Raw genomic sequence first — 17795 nt, 5'->3', positions numbered from 1 at the left:
TCGATCAGGCGGTTGAACAGCCGCACCATGGTCGACTTGCCCGAACCGGACAGCCCCATGATGACGAAGATCTCGCCACGCTTGACGGAAAAGCTGGCATCGTACACGCCGACGACGTGGCCGGTCTTGCTGAAGATTTCGTGCTTGTCGGCACCGTTGCGCAGCATCTCCATGGCCATGTCCGGGTTATTGCCGAACACTTTGAAGATATGGTTTACCGAAAGTATTTCATCGCCTTGGTACATACGACCCTCATTATTATATTTATGACCAATAATTGGCAGGCGGCCCGCAATGGCGAGCGAGGCAAACTTCTTTTTTGGCAATGTAACGCGCCCCTCGGTCGGCGCATTGTATATCCGTGTCAATTTGTATTATAAAGCCCCGCCCCTGGCAGCCCGTCGCGCCACGGCATTCTATTTATTGTCATATCCGTAATATCCGCAGCCCCTGACCCTGCTCATCATCTGGCTCAGGGGCGCCCTGCCCGTGCGCTGCATACAACAACAAGATTCGGACCAACATGAACAACCCATCAGGCGCCCAGAAACACAAGGGCTACCGCCGGATCATCCCGTCGATGACAGCCTTGCTGCAGTTCGAGGCCGTGGCCCGGCTCAACAGCTTCACCCTGGCCGCCACCGAGCTGGGCGTGACCCAGGCGGCAGTCAGCAAGCAGGTCAAGGTGCTCGAAGAGAACCTTGGCGCGCTGCTGTTTCACCGTGCGCACCGCAACATCAGCCTGACCGATGCCGGCGATATCCTGTTCGCCAGCATTTCCGAGTCGCTGCAACGGGTGGCCAGTGCCTTTGACCAGATCAACCAGGGCTGCAACCGCCAGGAAATCGTGCTGGGCTCGACCGCGCCCTTTTCCCAGCTGCGCATCATGCCGCGCCTGAATCAGCTGGCCAGCACCCTGCCGCAGGTGCAACTGCGCCTGGCCACGCAGATGTTCACCGGCGACCTGCGCACCCGCAACTGCGACTTCGACGTGCGTTTTGGCGATGGCCAATGGGACGACGGCGCGGCCACCTTGCTGTTTGATGAAGAAGTCTTCCCGGTGTGCTCGCCCGCCTGGCTGGCGCGCAACCCAATGCCCACCAGCCTGGAAGAACTGGCGGGCGCCGGGCTGCTGGATGCGGACTCCACCTCCGAAGGCTGGGTCGCCTGGCCGAGCTGGTTCCGCGAGAAAGGCGGCGCCCCTGGCGCACTGCAATACAACCTGCGCTGCAGCCTGTACACCGATGCCATCAACGCGGCACTGCAGGGTTATGGCATTGCCCTGGGCTGGGGCCGGCTGGTCGAGCACCTGCTGGCCAGCGGCGCGCTGGTTCGCCTGCAACCCTTCTCGGTGCGCCCGGAACAGGCCTACTACCTGGTAGCGCCCCATGGCCGGCCGAAAAACCCGCACATGGCCGCACTGGTGCAATGGCTGCAACGTGGCAGTTTTTGAATAACCTGAAGTAATGCAAAGTGGAAAATTAAGCGCATTGACGCTCTAGTGGGGCACTTCGATAATCGCCGCCAGCAGTTTGGTCATTAAAGAACAAGAGTGCCCGAGGTCAACTATGAGCCGCCCGATAATCAAATCCCATCGCGAACTTGTTGAATCACGCCAATCCGGTTTTGGCATGAATGGCGAGTTGTACAGTCGCCAGGATATCTTTGAAACGGATATGGATATCTTCTTTAACAAGCACTGGATCCAGGTTGCCGTCACCGCGGATGTCGACGAGCCGGGTGACGTCTTCACCGTGGACATCGGCAAGGCCTCGGTGCTGATCCTGCGCGACGATGACGAGCAGATCCGCGCCTACCGCAACGTCTGCCGCCACCGCGGTGCGCGCCTCAAGGAACCGGGCAAGTCCACCGTCGGCATGCTGGTCTGCCCTTACCACCAGTGGACCTATGACCTGGACGGCAGCCTCAGACACGCCAGCCACATGGGCAAGGGCTTCGATCCCAAGTGCCGCAGCCTGATCCCGGTGCACTGCAAGGTGATCGGCAGCCACGTGCTGATCTGCCTGGCCGACAACCCGCCGGAAGACATCAGCGACCTCGAAGAAGTCATGGGCCCGCGCTTTGCCCCCTTCGACCTGACCAACACCCGCATTGCCTACGAACTCGACTACATCGAGAACGGCAACTGGAAGCTGGTGATGGAAAACAACCGCGAGTGCTACCACTGCGCCGGCACCCACCCGGAACTGATCGTCTCGTACCAGTCCGAGGACCTCGGTGTCAGCCTCGAAGAAATGAGCGAGGAAGCCCGCGCCTCCTACGATGCCTACCAGATCCGCAAGGCCGGCATCGAGGCCGACTGGGCCAACGACGGCCTGCTGTATGAAACCGTCGAGCACCTGCAGGACAGCTCGCCCACCCAGTTCCGCACCCAGCGCATGATCATCGCCGGCAGCGGCGAATCGCAAACCCTCGACACCAAGGTCGCCTGCAGCAAGCTGCTGGGCAACCTGACCCGTCGCGACCTCGGCGACACCCACCTGTGGGGCAACAACGCCTGGGCCCACGTGATGAGCGACCACGCCATGATCAGCTGGATCATCCCGCTGTCGCCAGACCGCACCCTGGTGCGCACCAAGTGGCTGGTGCACCGCGATGCCGTGGAAGGTGTCGACTACGACCTTCAGCGCCTGACCGAAGTCTGGGTCGCCACCACCCAGCAGGACGCCGCGCTGGTCGCCATCACCCACAGCGGCACCCAGGACCCGGCCTTCGTCCCCGGCCCCTACTCCACCTTCACCGAGCCCTACGTCGACCAGTTCGCCCGCTGGTACACCTCGCGCCTTGCCGCGCACGGAGTGTGAGGCCATGAGCATGCTGCAGAACATCACCGCCAACATCGCCAGCCTGTGCGCCGACCAGCGTTTCGCCGACACCGACCACTGGGCCGCCCACGGCGCCCTGTGGCCCAGCGGCGAAAGCCAGCGCATCGAGTGTCTGAACGTCGTCGACGAGACCCACGACGTCAAGACCTTCACCTTCCACAGCCCGAACCACCACGCCGTGGCCTACGAGCCCGGGCAGTTCCTCACCGTGTCACCGGTGATCGACGGCAACAGCGTTTCGCGCTGCTACACCTTGTCGTCGACGCCGACCCGGCCGTTCACCTTCTCGATCACGGTCAAGCGGGTACCGGGCGGCGTGGTGTCGAACTGGCTGCACGACAACCTGCAGCCGGGCAGCGCCCTCGCTGCCTCCGGCCCGGCGGGCATTTTCACCCCGGTGGCCGGCCCGGCGCGCAAGCTTTTGTACCTGTCGGCCGGCTCCGGCATCACCCCGTTGATGGCCATGACCCGCGCCGCCGCCGACCTGCACGCGGACCTCGACATCGTCTTCGTGCACAGTGCGCGCACGCCCAAGGACATCATCTTCCGCGACGAACTGGCACGCCTAGAGCGCAGCATGCCGCGCCTGCGCACGCTGTTCTTCTGCGAGAGCCTGGGTGACGAGCCGGACTGGACCGGGCCACTCGGGCGCCTGTCGCTGGCGGTGCTGCAGCAGCAGATCCCCGACTTCATGGAGCGCGCGGTGTTCACCTGCGGGCCCAAAGGCTACATGGATGCGGCCAAGGGCCTGCTGGCCGGCGCAGGCTTCGACCTGGCGCGCTATCACCAGGAAAGCTTCGACATCAGCACCGAGCTGCAGCCAGCGCCCGCTGCCCCCGGCCAGGCCCTGGATACCTTCACCGTGCGCCTGGCGCGCTCCGGCAAGACCTTCACCATGGGCGCCGACCAGACCGTCCTGGCCGCAGCCAAGAAGGCCGGTGCAGTGGTCCCTTCCTCCTGCAGCCAGGGGGTATGCGGTACCTGCAAGACCGCCGTGCTCGAAGGCAGCGTCGAGATGAACCACAACGGCGGCATCCGCCAGCGCGAGATCGACAAGGGCCTGCGCCTGCTGTGCTGCAGCCGCCCCACGTCGGACCTGGTGATCGACCTCTGAATCCATCGCCCACCGCAACACCCGCGACGCAGCCAGGCGGGCCGCTCCAGCGCCCGCCTGCAACAATAAGAAGGATAGAGCCGATGCGTGCAAAACAAGGCCTTTTCAAGGGCCTCAACCCTACCGTGACGGTAGGTTCCCTCTCCATTGTCGTGGCCTTCGTGGTGCTCTGCGCCACCCACGGCGACCAGGCCGCTGGGGTGTTCAAAAGCGCCTCCGATGCCATTCTCGACAACCTCAAGTGGTTCTACCTGGCGCTGGTCAGCGGCATCCTCGGGGTGCTGGTGTACATCGCCTTCAGCCGCCACGGCACCTTGAAACTGGGCCGCCCTGACGAAAAACCAGAGTTCAGTTTCGCCGCCTGGATCGCCATGCTGTTCAGTGCCGGCATGGGCGTGGGGCTGATCTTCTGGTCGGTTGCAGAACCGGTGCTGCACTATGCCAGCAACCCGTTCAGCCCGGGCCTGACCGACCAGGCAGCATCGATGGCCATGCGCATCACCTTGCTGCACTGGGGCCTGCACCCCTGGGCAATCTTCACCGTGATCGGCCTGGGCCTGGCCTACTTCGCCTACCGCGAAGGCCTGCCGCTGGCGCTGCGCTCGATCCTCTACCCGATCATCGGCAACCGCATCTACGGACCGATCGGCCATACCGTCGACATCATCGGCGGCGCGGTGACCGCGTTCGGGGTTTCGCAGTCGTTGGGGTTGGGCGTCGAGCAGATCAACATGGGCATGCACCAGGTGTTCGGCACCCCGGTCAGCCTGTCGTTCAAGCTGAGCATCATCGCCGTGGTCACGGTGATTGCCTCGATCTCGCTGGTGGCCGGCGTGTCCAAGGGCATGAAGCGCCTGTCGACCCTGAACATGTGGATTTCCCTGGGCCTGATGCTGGTGGTGCTTGGCCTGGGCCCGACTCACTACATCATGAACCTGCTGTTCGAATCGGCCGGCGATTACGCGCAGAACATCATTGGCATGAGCTTCTGGACCGATGCCCAGGCCGACAGCGCCTGGCAAAAGAGCTGGACCGCCTTCTACTGGCCGTGGTGGATGACCTGGGGGCCGTTCGTGGGCCTGTTCATCGCGCGTATTTCCCGTGGCCGGACCATTCGCGAACTGGTGTTCGGCGCGTTGCTGGTGCCGACCGTGGTGACCATCCTGTGGATGGCGGTGTTCGGCGGCACTGCGCTCAAGGATGAACAACAGGTGCGCCACGCCTACGAAAAACTGCCGGTCGCCGAACAGGCCGCTGCCGGTGCCTTCCAGGGCGGGCCGATACTCGAAGCCACGCGCAAGGAAACCACCACGGCGATGTTCACCCTGCTCGACCGCCTCGACGGCCCGACCCTGGGTGCCGTGCTGAGCGTGATCATCTGCCTGCTGCTGGCGGTGCATTTCGTGACCGCAGCCGATGCCGGCACCCAGGTGCTGTGCATGCTCAATTCGCTGGGCAGCATCGACCCACCCAACTGGATACGCGTGCTGTGGTGCGTGCTGGAAGGTGCGATTGCGGCCAGCCTGGTGATTGCCGGTGGCTTGCTGGCAATCCAGATGGCCAGCATCGTGGTCGGCCTGCCGATTGCTATCTACATGCTGCTGACCGGGTACAGCCTGATGCGCAGCTTGCGCAGCAATGAGCAGGTGTTTGCGCCAGCCATCGCGCCTGAACCCTTGGTCAGCGAACTGACCACAGGCTAAATGTCTCTCTGGGGAGCAGGTAAACCTGCTCCCTCAGAAGCCAAAGGGATTTTTCACATTTGTCTCACTTACTGATAACAAAGACTCTGGCATCCTTGCAATGCGCATCTTTTAATTAATGAAGGCCAAAACTTTCATTAACTTTTGTTTCATATGAAACCCGCATTTCGTTAATTGCAACTTCCCTCCCAACGCCCTGACAATCGCCCCGCTCCGAGCTGAACGCCAGTCCCTGCGCGCTCCAGGCACGAGCTCAAACCTCGATCCCCGCCAATAAACTTTTCAGAGGAAGTTTATGAACGCGCCTGCCCCACACATCAACTTCGACCTGCACGAACATATGCTGCTGACTGGCGCCACCGGTTTTCTCGGTGGTTCGGTAACGGCCCAATTGATTGCCAATGGTCGCAGCGCCAACCTGTGTTTCCTGGTGCGCGCCGACAGCCAGCAGCAAGGCCTCGAACGCCTGCGCGACAACCTGCGCCAGCACGGCGTTGACGAGCAGGACTGCCTGGCCTTGCGCGCCGACCAGATCCTGTGCGGCGACTTCCTCGATACCCGCTGGCTGGCCGAGGCCACGCCACGGCTGATGCAGATCGACCGGGTGATCAACTGTGCGGCGGTGGCCTCGTTCTCGAAGAACCCGAACATCTGGCCGGTCAATGTCGAAGGCACCTATGCCTTCGCCGAAGTGATGAGCCGCTCGACGCGCCTCAAGCGCTTCCTGCACGTGGGCACGGCAATGAGCTGCGGGCCGCAGCGCGAGTCGCCGATCAGCGAGTCGTGGGAGTTCCCGGCCGCCGAGCAACAACTGGTCGACTACACCGCGTCCAAGGCCGAGATCGAACGGCGTATGAGCGAGCAGCTGCCGCAACTGCCGCTGGTGGTGGCGCGCCCGTCCATCGTGGTGGGCCACCGCACCCTTGGTTGCCAGGCGTCGGCGAGCATCTTCTGGGTGTTCCGCATGGGCTTTGCACTGGAGAGCTTCACCTGCGAGCTGGACGAGCAGATCGACGTGATCCCGGTCGACTACTGCGCCGAAGCGCTGATCGGCCTCACCCTCAAGCCGCGCCTTGAGCACAACCTGTACCACATCTCGGCCGGCCATCAGGCGGCCTGCACCTTTGGCGAGATCGACCAGGCCTTCGCCCACGCCAACGGCGCGCAGCCGGTGGGCGAGCGCTACCGCAAGGTCGATGTCGATGACCTGAAAAGCCTGGCGCAGGACTTTGAAGCGCGCATCGGCCCGGCCAACCCGCGCCTGGTACTGCGCGCCCTGCGCCTGTACAGCGGCTTTGCCGACCTCAACTACCTGTTCGACAACAGCCGCCTGCTCGAAGAAGGCATCGCAGTGCCGCCGCGGTTCACCGATTACCTGGATGTGTGCGTGAAGTCGTCCAGCGGGGTCAGTATCGCGACCCAGATGCAGTGGGACTTCAAGTAAGCGCTTCAGGTGCACACAGAACCCAGTGGGAGCCGCGCTTGCCGGCTCCCACATTACCTTTTGCTTGCTTTCAGATCGGGTTGACCAGGTTCGGCGGACGTTGGCCTGCCAGCGCGCTTAGCAGGTTGTCCACCGCACAGCGTGCCATGGCCTCCCGCGTTTCATGGGTCGCCGAGCCGATATGCGGCGTCGCCACCACGTTATCGAGCTGCAACAGTGGCGAATCAACCGCCAATGGCTCCTGGACGAACACATCCAGCCCAGCCCCGCGAATCCGCTTCTGCTGCAGCGCCTCGATCAACGCGGCTTCATCCACCACCCGCCCACGGGCAATGTTCACCAGTATCGCTTCGGGCTTCATCAACCCCAGCTCGCGGGCGCCGATCAGCCCCTCGGTGCTGGCACTGAGCGGTACCGTCAGGCACACATAATCCGCCTCGGCCAGCAACACATCCAGGCTGCAGTAACGCGCCGCATAACGCGCCTCCACGTCTGGCTTGGCCCGCGAACTGTGGTACAGCACACGCATGCCGAACCCGGCCGCGCCGCGCCGGGCCAACGCTTCACCAATACGCCCCATGCCGACGATGCCCAGGGTCTTGCCATGCACATCGGTACCGAAATGCGCTGGCCCCAGGCTCGTCTGCCATTGCCCCTCACGCACCCAGCCGGCCAGCTCCACCACCCGCCGCGCGGTGGCCAGGATCAGGGCAAAGCCGGTATCGGCAGTGGTTTCGGTCAGCACATCGGGGGTGTTGGTCAGCATCACCCCACGTCGTGTCAGGTCGGCAATGTCGTAGTTGTCGACCCCTACCGAGACGCTGGAAATCACCTCCAGCTGCGGCGCCAGGTCGAGCAGCTCGCTGTCCAGGCGCAGGCTGGCGCCCAGCAGGCCATGGGCGCCTGGCAAGGCGTCGCGCAGACGCGCCAGGCCATCTGCGCCGGCGGTGTCCACCCAGGTCACCTCGACCTGCTCCTGCAGCCTGGCCAGCAAGGCGTCGGACAGGCGTTTGTACAAGACGATGCGTTTGTTCATTGCAGCTTCCTATTGGCTCATGGCCAGGCGTGGGCCGCCGCGCTTGGCGCGGCCTGAGGTCTGTGAGGTTTTCAGTACGGCGGTCAGCGCCACTGCCGTCAGCAGCGCCCCCGACATGAACAGGTACGAGGCGCCCGGGCCGCCGGTGGCGCCATTGAGATAGCCCACCAGCCACGAGCCACCGAACGAACCCAGCGCGCCCATGCTGTTGATCAGCGCCATGGCGCCACCGGCCACGTTGCTCGGCAAGATCTCCGGGACGATGGCGAAGAACGGGCCATAAGGTGCGTACATGCACGCACCGGCAATCACCAGCAGCGTGTAGGACAGCCAGAAATGCTCGGTACCCAGTGCGTAGGAGCCATAGAACGCCACGGCGGCGATCAACAGCGGTGGCCAGACGAAGCGCTTGCGCTTCTGTAGCCGGTCCGAGGCCCAGGACACACCGATCATGCCCAGCACCGCAGCCAGGTACGGCACCGACGCCAGCCAGCCGGCCTCGACGATGTCGACATTGGCCGCCTGCTTGAGGATCGACGGCAGCCACAGCACGAAGCCATACACACCGATGCTCCAGCAAAAGTACTGCAGCGACAGCACGACCACCTGTGGCGAGCGAAACGCTTCGCGGTAGTTCTTCACCGGCTTGATGCCTTGCTGCTCGGCCACCAGGGCCTGCTGCAGGCTGGCCTTTTCCTGTTCGCTGAGCCACGTCACCTGGGCTGGCCGGTCATCCACCAGGCGCCACCAGATGAAGGCCCAGAGCACCGCCGGCAGGCCCTCGATGATGAACATCCAGCGCCAGTCGAAGTGCTTGATCAGGTAGCCCGACACCACCGACATCCACAGGATGGTCACCGGGTTGCCGAGCATCAGGAAGGTGTTGGCCCGCGAGCGTTCGGCGCGGGTGAACCAGTGGCACAGGTACACCAGCATGGCTGGCATCACCGCGGCTTCCACCACGCCGAGCAGGAAGCGGATGGCGATCAGCAGGTAGACGTTGCTGATCATCCCGGTCAGGGTCGCCAGGCCGCCCCAAAGGATCAGGCTGACGAAGATCAGCTTCTTCACGCTGCGCTTTTCGGCGTAGATCGCGCCGGGCACCTGGAAGAAGAAGTAGCCGAGGAAGAACAGCGCCCCCAGCAGCGAGGACAGCACGGGCGTGATCTTCAGGTCGTCGGCCATGCCCGAGGCCGCGGCAAAGCCGTAGTTGGCGCGGTCCAGGTAGGCCAGGCTGTAAGTGATGAAGACGATCGGGATGATGTACCACCAGCGGCGTGGTGCGAGGCGAGTCGATTGCATGAAACGTTCTCCTGAGCTTGTTGTTCTTGTCGCAACAGGGCCGGCATGCCGGCGTTCAGCGGTTCAGGCACTTCTGCGCAGTTCGTGCGCTTGCAGTTGGTGACGGTGTGGCAGGCCTTCCATGTCGCCACGCGATTGCACGGCGCGGCTGCCGCACCAGTTGCCGCGCGCCACCGCGTCGGCCAGCGGGCGGCCTTCGAGCAGCGCACTGACCACGCCGACGGCGAAGGCATCGCCGGCGCCTACGGTGTCCACCACCTGGGCCACCGGCACCGGGGCGACCTGCCCCGCGCCATGGCTATTGCGGTAGTAGGCCCCCGCATCGCCCAGCTTGATCACCACGTGCTCCACCCCCTGGTCGAGGTAGAAGGCCGCGATGTCGGCGGGCGTGTGCTGGCCGGTGAGCAATCGGCCTTCTTCCAGGCCAGGCAAGACCCAGTGGGCCTTCACGGCCAGGGCGTTGATTTCACGGACCATGGTCGCGCGGTCGGGCCACAGCGACGGGCGCAGGTTCGGGTCGAAGGAAATACTCCGCCCGGCCGCGCGCATGCCGTCGATCAGGGCATGGGACAGTGCCCGGCAGCTGGCCGACAGCGCCGGCGGAATGCCCGTGGCATGCAGGTGGCGGGCCTGCAGCAGCGCCGGGTCGAGCAGCGCGGTGGAAAGGCGGCTGGCGGCGGAGTCGCTGCGAAAGTACTCCACCACCGGGTCGCTGCCATCATCGCAACGGCTTTTCAGCTGAAAGCCGGTCGGGCGGCTGCCATCGACCTCGACGCAGCTGCAATCCAGGCCTTCCTGGCGCAGGCTGGCGAGCACGAAACGCCCCAGCGAGTCATCACCGACCCGGCTCAGCCAGCGCACGCGAAAACCCAGCCGGGCCAGGCCGATGGCCACGTTGCTGTCGGCGCCGGCAATGCGTTTGCCGAAGGTGCCGACGCAGGCCAGGTCACCGCTGTGCTCGGCGACGAACATGGCCATGGTTTCACCGAAACACAGCACGTCATGCTCAAGCATGGCTCACCTCCTCGCCCAGGCCCAGCCGCGCCAGGTTATGTACCTGGGCACGGGTCAGCGCCAACAGGTCATCGCCTACCAGCGGGTATTCGACCGCACGCACCAGCCCAGGGTCGAACTCGTCGAACAGCGCTTCCCAGGCCAGCAGATCGGCTGCTTTAGGCGGTACGGCGTGCAAGCGGCCATCTGCACCTGGCTGCACGGCCTTGCAGTGCACGTAGCGCACCCAGCGGCCGAGCTGGCGAGCGGCCTGCAATGTGGACTCGCCCTGCCATTGCCAGTTGCCGATGTCGAAGGTCATGCCCAGTGGCAGCGCCCAGTCCTGGGCATGCTGGAAGAACCGCAGCAGCGGCTCGATGCGCCCGCCGTGCGGGGTCTGGTCATTCTCCACCAGCAACACAGGATCACCTTCGCGCAGCAGTGCCTGCAAGGCACCAACGTCGCATTGCTCAGGGTAATGCCCCAGTGAAACCTTCAGCGCCACGGCGCCCAGGGCCTTGGCCAGTGCCAGCTTCGTCGGCAGTTGCGGGTCTGGCTCGCCTTGCGCCGTCCACAGCTCCAGCGGCGAGGAATACAGGCACTCCAGACCTGAGGCGGCGATCGCGGCCGAAAGCGCAGCCGTGTCGGGCGCTTCGTCGAACAACTCTTCGCGCAGTTCGATGCGACTGACGCCAGCTGCCGCCAGCAGTTCGATAAAGCTCATCTGGCCACGTTGCCGCACAAGGCTGGCGCCGTAGCTGGAGAGACTGATGGAAACGGGGTTCGCGTGCATTGTTATTGTCCTGATGAAACCGGTTTCATTTTTACTTGCAACAAGGCGGGCAGCCCTGCTGCCCGCCATTTATTCAAGTGCTTGAGTGGAGCCTCGGGTGATCAGCTGTGCCTTGAAATCGATGCGTCGCGGCGCGTCATGGCTGCCGCGCAGGCGTTCGAGCAGGCACTCGAACGCCGCCACGCCGATGCGCTCGGTGGGCTGGGCCAGTGCGGTGATGCCGCTGCCGACCAGGGGGTACCAGTCCAGTTCGTCGAGGGCGATCAGGCCCACTTCGCTGAACAGTTTGCAGCCCGTATCATGCAACACGCGGGTGACCGCCAATGTGGCCACGCCGTTGAAAGTGAAGATCGCCTGCGGGCCATGGCCCTTGCTGGCCAGGAAGGCGCCGAGCTTGGCCGGCAAACCCGCATCGACTTCCAGCAGCTGCTGGCGCATGCCATTGCGGTTGCTGATCGACGCAGTAAAGGCCTGCACCCGCTCCAGGCGCGAGCTGGTGCCATCCAGCGGTTCGGTGACCGCGAGAATGTCGCGGTAGCCTTGTGCCTGCAGGTGGTCCAGGGCCTGCTCGATGGCATCGGCATTGTCCAGGCCGACCAGGTCCACCTTGAGCTCCGGCAGTTGCCGGTCGACCAGCACCATGGGGATGTCGCGCTGCAGGTTGAGCAGTTCGCCGGGGTGACGGCCGAGGGTGTTCACGATCAGCCCTTCGACGTTGTAGGACTGCAGGGCCGTCAGGTGGTGGCGCTCCTGCTCGTCGTCGCGGTTGGTGTTGCACACCACCAGGCTGTAGCCGTGCTGGCGGCAGGCGGTTTCCACGCCATGCATCACGGCCACTGAATAGGGGTTGAGAATATCGGCCACGAGCATGCCGATCAGGCGCGTCTGGCCACGCTTGAGGCCGCGGGCCATCTGGTTGGGCCGGTAGCCCAGGCGCTCGATGACCGCTTCCAGGCGCTTGGCGGTGGCGTCGGCCAGCAGCTGGCGATCGCCGCCGATGTAGCGCGAGACCGTGGCCTTGGACACACCGGCCACACGTGCCACTTCGCTGATGGTCACCCGCTCGCGGGGATTGGAGGGTGAATCGGTCATTGCGGGTCCCTTGTGATTGTTGTCGGTGACGGCGAATGAAACCGGTTTCAATACAGCAAAACCTTGCGCGTTCGTCAACCTCCCTTTTGCTGCAGGAGCGGCCTTGTGTCGCGAAAGGGCTGCGCAGCAGCCCCCAACTTCACCGAAGATGCTGATAGTTGGGGCCGCTTCGCGCCCCTTTCGCGACACAAGGCCGCTCCTACAAAGTTATCCGCTGGACTTAGCGGAGGTGTTTCACCTCGGCGGCGCTGACTGGGCTGCCCTGGTTACCCCAGCTGGTGCGAATGAAATTGACTACATCCGCCACTTCCTGGTCACTCAGGCGCCAGCCGAATGCCGGCATGGTGAAATTCGACGGCGCCGTGTGCGTCGCCGGCACGGTCCCGCCCGCCAGCACCACATGGATCAACGAGGTGGCATCCGCCGTCTGCACCACCGGGTTGCCCGCCAGTGCCGGGAACACCCGGGTATAGCCGTGGCCATCGGTACGGTGGCAGGCCCCGCAGTTGTCGATGTACACCGACGCCCCCGGCTTGCTGTCGTCGCCTTGCCACAAGGCATCGGCCACCTGCTGGTCATACACGTGCGGCTGGTCGTTCGGATCGCTCGGCGGCAAGGTCTTCAGGTAACGGGCGATGGCGGTCAGGTCGGCATCGCTCAGGTGCTGCATGCTGTGCTCGACCACATCGCTCATGCCACCGAACACCGCGCTGCGGTCACTGCGCCCGGTCTTGAGGAACTGCACCAGTTGCTCTTCGCTCCAGCTGCCCAGGCCGTCCTTGTGGTCGCCACGCAGGTTCTTGGCGATCCAGCCTTCGAGCGGCGCACTGCCAGCCAGGAACTGCTTGCCATCCGCCGGGCTCAGGGCCTTTTCCTGCATGGTCAGGGCGCGCGGAGTGTGGCAGGCGCCACAGTGCCCCAGGCCTTCGACCAGGTAGGCGCCACGGCTGACCACCGGGTCTGCGCCGGCGGGCGCCTGCCAGGCCTGCACCTCGGGGGCGAACAGCCCACGCCAGATCGACAGCGGCCAGCGCATGCTCAGGGGCCACGGGATATCGGTCGGCTTGTTGGGCTGCGCAACCGGCTCGACGCCTTGCATGAAGTACGCATACAGCGCCTGCATATCGTCGTCGCTGACTCGCGCGTAGGACGGGTACGGCATCGCCGGATACAAGGTGCTGCCGTCCCTGGCGATGCCTTTGCGCACGGCCTGGTCGAAGTCGGCGAAGCTGTACTGGCCGATGCCGCTGGCGTCCGGGGTGATGTTGGTGGAATACACCGTACCGATCGGGGTTTCCATCGGCAGCCCGCCGGCAAAGGGTTTGCCGCCCTTGGCGGTATGGCAGGCCACGCAGTCACCCGCGCGGGCCAGGTACTCGCCCTTCTTCACCAGGGCATCATCGGCCTGGGCCGCCGCCGTGGCGCCCAGCAGCAGGGTTGCGATCAACAGGTTCTTCATGTTCATCGCTCCTCAAGCCTGGACCAGCGGGCCGGGGTTCTTCAGGTACTGCTCGCGGATCGCCCGGGCCGACCAGTAGGTCAGCGCCGCCACCAGGCCGGTGGGGTTGTAGCCCAGGCCCTGGGGGAATGCCGAAGCACCGGGGACGAACACGTTGTGCACGTCCCAGCTCTGCAAATAGCGGTTCAGCGCGCTGGTCTTGGGGTCGCTGCCCATGATCGCGCCACCGTTGAGGTGGGTGGTCTGGTAGCTGGCAGTGTTGAAGTGTTCCTTGACCTTCTTGCCGAGGATGGCGATGGACTTGGGGTTCATCGCCTGGGCGATCTTGCTCAGCTTGTCGACCATGAACTGGTTCATCCTGATGTCGTTTTCCTGCCAGTCGAAGGTCATGCGCAACAGCGGCTGGCCGTAGGCATCGCGGTAGGTCGGGTCGAGGTCGAGGTAGTTGCCGCGGTACGACTGGTGCGCGCCGTGGGCGTCCATCGACACCTGGTGGGTGTAGTAGTCGGCGGTGGCCTTCTTCCAGGCGCTGCCCCAGGCCGGGGTGCCGGGCGGGTTGGCGACCCCGGCGATCGGCCGGCTGCCGGCCTGGTTGACCCACATCGGCGAGCCGCCGACGAAGCCATGCGGGCCATGGTCGAAGTTGTCGGCGTTGAAATCGTCAATGGCCACGCCGTTGCCACCGGCACCGATGAAGTTGTTGGTGTAGGTGTCCTTGTCGAAGAACGCCTTGACCGTGCCCATGTTCTGGTAGGCGAAGTTGCGCCCGACCACGCCTTCGTTCTTGACCGGGTCATACGGCTTGCCGATGCCGGACAGCAGCATCAGGCGCACGTTGTTGAACTGGAAGGCGGCGAGGATGACGATGTCCGCCGGCTGCTCCACTTCGCGGCCCTGGGCGTCGATGTAAGTCACGCCGGTGGCCTTGCGCTTGCTGTCGTCCAGGTTCACCCGCAGCACATGGGCGTTGGCGCGCAGCTCGAAATTCGGCACCTGGCGCAACGCCGGCAGGATGTTCACGTTCGGCGAGGCCTTGGAGTACATGTAGCAGACGTAGCCGCTGCAGAAGCCGCAGAAGTTGCACGGCCCCATCTGCGCGCCATACGGGTTGGTGTAAGGCCCGGAGGTGTTGGCCGACGGCAGGTTGTAGGGCTTGTAGCCGAGGCTGGCGGCGGCCTTTTCGAACAGCTTGGCCGACACCACGTTCTTCTGCGCTTCGAGCGGGAACGGGCTGGAACGGTCGGGTGCATAGGGGTTGCCGCCCTTCCCTTCGCCAACCCGCTTGCCGTTGACGGTCCAGGCCTGGCCGGAGGTGCCGAAGACCTTCTCGGCAAAGTCGAAATGCGGCTCGAGATCCTCGTAGCTGACGCCAAAGTCCTGGATGGTCATGTCTTCCGGGATGAAGCGCTTGCCGTAGCGTTCCTCGTAGTGGCTGCGCATGCGCAGCTCCATCGGGTCGACCCGAAAGTGCACACCCGACCAGTGCAGGCCCGCACCGCCGACGCCCTTGCCCGGCAGGAAGGCGCCGAGCTGGCGGTTGGGCAGCGCGACATCGTTGACGCTGTGGCGGATGGTCACGGTCTCTTTCGACACATCAACGAACAGCTTCTTGCGCACGCTGTAGGTCAGTTCGTCGATCACCTGCGGGTAGCTGCCATCCGGGTAAGTGTCCTGCATCGGCCCGCGCTCCAGCGCCACCACCTGCAGGCCGGCTTCGGTGAGTTCCTTGGCCATGATCGCGCCGGCCCAGCCGAAACCGACGATCACCACGTCAGCCTTCTTCATTGCATTGGCCATGCCTTATGCCCTCTCGCCGCGAATCGAAACGGCCGGGAACGGGTACGGCTCGTTGCGCTCGACCCAGTCCATGAAATCTGCCCGGGCGCCCGGGAAGCCGATCTGCGTCCAGCCGACCATGCCTTTGTTGCCGCCGTGAATCGGGTCGCAGAAGAAGCCCTCGCGGGTGTTCTGCACCAGCAGGCTGAAGAACACCTTGGCCGGCAACTGCTCGAAAACGATCTCACCGGCTTCGATCTTGCCGAGAATCTTGTCTCGGGTAGCGCTATCTTGCTCGGCAAAGGTTTTACCACTGGCGTTTCTGCTCCATGCCTCCGTGGCGGCGATGCCCAGTCGGTAGATCTGTTGCGGGCTGAGTTGCAGCTGGTAACCGAGCTCCGGGGCGGCATCGGCCTTGAACGGGCCTTGCATGTACCACTGGGCGCCGGTGGCATAAGGCGTGTTCATCTGGCGGTCGATGAACTCGGCGGCGCCCGCCTCCAGCGCACCCGGGCCGAGCTCGTCGGCGGGGATGATGCGTGACACGGCCGCTTGCACGAAGGCCCACTCTTCGGCGGTGAAGAAGGTTGGCTGATAGTTGCCCGCTGGCGGCGTGGCCGGCACCTTGGGTTCGCGCACGGGTTCGGCGAGCAACTGACTGGCACCGAGGCCGGTACTGGCCATGGTGACCACCGGGATCAGGGTCAGGGTCTTGCGCAGGAAGTCCCGGCGCGGGTTGTCGGGGGCATGCTCAGGCATTTCGGGTCCTCATCAGCATTAGGGCGGCCTTGGGTTGCGCCATCTGGTGTCCGGCCAGGGCCGGCAAAGCCGCGTAATCTAGCTGGTTTGGAAATGTTTTGAAACCGGTTTCAAACCCTGCGACATCCTGAGCCTTGACACTCTCCCACAGGAGACCTGCAGCACGTTAAAAATCGAAGGTGTAGCCCACAATCACCCGGTTCTCGTCCGCCGCATCGGCAAAGTTCGAGCGCATGCTCGCATTGCGCCAGCGCAGCGACACGTTCCTGAATGGCCCCGACTGCACCACATAGGTGATGTCCGTGGTCCGCTCCCACTCCTTGCCCTCGCCACCCCGAGCCTCGAGCGCCCTGCCCTTGCTCGTGGCGATACGCTGCGGGTCGACCTGGTCACCCTTCACGTAGCGCACATTGAAGGTCAGCCCGGGGATGCCCAAAGCGGCAAAGTTATAGTCATAGCGCAGCATCCACGCACGCTCGTTGGCCAGGGCGAAGGTGCTGATCTGCTGCTCGCTGAACAGGTAGGTATCGGTGCCGCCCACATAGGCGTAGGCGGTAGCGCCGCTGACCTTCTGGTAGCCACCACTGAAAGTATGGCCGTGCAGGCTGTAGCCAAAGTTGGTGCTCAAGGTGCGGTTGTCGACCGCCCCCAGCAACGCCCTGCCCTGTTCCCGGGCGTTGAACCAGCGCCATTCGGTGAATACCTCACCCGGCCCCAGGGCAACGCGGTACTTGAAACCGGCGAAATCACGCCGGAACAGATCTTCGAGCTCGCTGGTGTGCAGGCTCACAGACAGGTTCTTCAGCGGCTGGTAATCGGCCCCGGCGTAATACAGCCGGTCACTGCTCACCGTCGCTGAGTAGGCGCCCTGTTGCGCCATCGCCGTCAGGTCTTCGAAATCGGTGGAATCTCGCAGTTTGGTCACATCCACCTGCAGCACGGTGAAGGTGAAATCGTCCAGATCCTTGCTGACCAACTGTGCCCCGTTGAACCACTGCGGGAACAGGCGACTATAGTTCGATGCCAGCAGCGGCAACTGCGGGCTCAACCCACCCACCTGCAGCTCGGTCCGCGACAGTTTCGCCTTGAGCGTGGCAACCGCCTTGGCATACTCGTCCGCCGCGCGCTTGTCGCTGCCCCGCGGCAACAACCCGGTGCCGCTGCGGTCGGGCGAAGAATCAAGCTTGATACCCAGCATGCCGGCCGCATCCAGGCCAAGGCCGACGACCCCGTCGGTATAGCCGGACTGCCACTTGAGCATGAAGCCCTGGGCCCACTCGCCGCGCCGCGACTGGGTGGCGGTAGCGCCATGGAAATCGCGGTCGAAGTAGAAGTTGCGCAGCTCCAGGCTGCCCTTGCCATCGTCGACAAAGCTTGCCTGGGCCGCCTGGCACGCGCAGCCAAGCGCCGCGAGCATCAGCGATGCCCGCCGGGAGAGGGAAATGTTCATGGTTACGCCTTGTTGTTGTTCTTGTTGG

The 17795-nt window shown here is 64.1% G+C and carries 14 protein-coding genes and 1 pseudogene; 5 read left to right on the top strand and 10 right to left on the bottom strand.

The features are described 5' to 3' along the window. A partial coding sequence (locus ACIPZ8_RS26820) for an ATP-binding cassette domain-containing protein (protein ID WP_400729900.1) occupies positions 1 to 245 on the bottom strand: 245 nt, incomplete at its 3' end. A gap of 278 nt (positions 246 to 523) precedes the next feature. Here ACIPZ8_RS26820 and ACIPZ8_RS26815 point away from each other — a divergent pair. From ACIPZ8_RS26815 to cprA, 5 genes are all read left to right on the top strand, one after another. Further along, a complete protein-coding gene (locus tag ACIPZ8_RS26815) occupies positions 524 to 1453 on the top strand; it encodes a LysR substrate-binding domain-containing protein (RefSeq protein ID WP_400729897.1) in 930 nt (309 codons plus the stop codon). A 115-nt stretch (positions 1454 to 1568) separates the two neighbouring features. Continuing rightward, complete coding sequence (locus tag ACIPZ8_RS26810; RefSeq protein WP_400729894.1) at positions 1569 to 2825, top strand: SRPBCC family protein; 1257 nt, start codon at positions 1569 to 1571, stop codon at positions 2823 to 2825. A 4-nt stretch (positions 2826 to 2829) separates the two neighbouring features. After that, positions 2830 to 3960, top strand: a complete 1131-nt coding sequence (locus ACIPZ8_RS26805) for an FAD-binding oxidoreductase (protein ID WP_400729892.1) — start codon at positions 2830 to 2832, stop codon at positions 3958 to 3960. Between the two features lie 83 nt (positions 3961 to 4043). Continuing rightward, complete coding sequence (locus ACIPZ8_RS26800) at positions 4044 to 5663, top strand: BCCT family transporter (RefSeq protein WP_400729889.1); 1620 nt, start codon at positions 4044 to 4046, stop codon at positions 5661 to 5663. 295 nt (positions 5664 to 5958) lie between these two features. After that, on the top strand, positions 5959 to 7107 hold the full coding sequence (gene cprA / locus ACIPZ8_RS26795) for a cationic peptide resistance protein CprA (protein ID WP_400729886.1): 1149 nt from the start codon (positions 5959 to 5961) through the stop codon (positions 7105 to 7107). Positions 7108 to 7177: 70 nt separating this feature from the next. Here the strand turns inward: cprA and ACIPZ8_RS26790 are convergent, their stop codons facing one another. The 9 genes and pseudogenes from ACIPZ8_RS26790 to ACIPZ8_RS26750 all read right to left on the bottom strand — a co-directional run bounded on the left by ACIPZ8_RS26790 (position 7178) and on the right by ACIPZ8_RS26750 (position 17767). Next, positions 7178 to 8143, bottom strand: a complete 966-nt coding sequence (locus ACIPZ8_RS26790) for a 2-hydroxyacid dehydrogenase (RefSeq protein ID WP_400729883.1) — start codon at positions 8141 to 8143, stop codon at positions 7178 to 7180. A gap of 17 nt (positions 8144 to 8160) precedes the next feature. Then, positions 8161 to 9445: pseudogene (locus tag ACIPZ8_RS26785) on the bottom strand (MFS transporter). A 63-nt stretch (positions 9446 to 9508) separates the two neighbouring features. Then, a complete protein-coding gene (locus tag ACIPZ8_RS26780) occupies positions 9509 to 10459 on the bottom strand; it encodes a sugar kinase (RefSeq protein WP_400729880.1) in 951 nt (316 codons plus the stop codon). Beyond that, the gene (locus ACIPZ8_RS26775; RefSeq protein ID WP_400729877.1) at positions 10452 to 11231 is read right to left on the bottom strand and encodes an AP endonuclease; all 780 of its coding nucleotides are present in this window, start codon (positions 11229 to 11231) and stop codon (positions 10452 to 10454) included. Before ACIPZ8_RS26775 ends, ACIPZ8_RS26780 begins: the two co-directional genes overlap by 8 nt. 69 nt (positions 11232 to 11300) lie before the next feature. Further along, positions 11301 to 12323, bottom strand: coding sequence for a LacI family DNA-binding transcriptional regulator (locus tag ACIPZ8_RS26770; RefSeq protein ID WP_400729874.1), 1023 nt, complete (start codon positions 12321 to 12323; stop codon positions 11301 to 11303). Positions 12324 to 12543: 220 nt separating this feature from the next. Next, the gene (locus ACIPZ8_RS26765; RefSeq protein ID WP_400729871.1) at positions 12544 to 13782 is read right to left on the bottom strand and encodes a c-type cytochrome; all 1239 of its coding nucleotides are present in this window, start codon (positions 13780 to 13782) and stop codon (positions 12544 to 12546) included. A gap of 12 nt (positions 13783 to 13794) precedes the next feature. Beyond that, entirely contained in the window at positions 13795 to 15579 is a 1785-nt protein-coding gene (locus ACIPZ8_RS26760; RefSeq protein ID WP_400729868.1) for a GMC family oxidoreductase, read from the bottom strand. 3 nt (positions 15580 to 15582) lie between these two features. Then, entirely contained in the window at positions 15583 to 16317 is a 735-nt protein-coding gene (locus ACIPZ8_RS26755; protein ID WP_400729865.1) for a gluconate 2-dehydrogenase subunit 3 family protein, read from the bottom strand. A 166-nt stretch (positions 16318 to 16483) separates the two neighbouring features. Then, entirely contained in the window at positions 16484 to 17767 is a 1284-nt protein-coding gene (locus tag ACIPZ8_RS26750; RefSeq protein WP_400729862.1) for an OprD family porin, read from the bottom strand. Positions 17768 to 17795 lie beyond the last annotated feature (28 nt).

The organism is Pseudomonas sp. NPDC089422 (assembly GCF_044749405.1).
Lineage (GTDB): Bacteria > Pseudomonadota > Gammaproteobacteria > Pseudomonadales > Pseudomonadaceae > Aquipseudomonas.
This window is presented reverse-complemented; position numbering and strand designations above follow the sequence as displayed.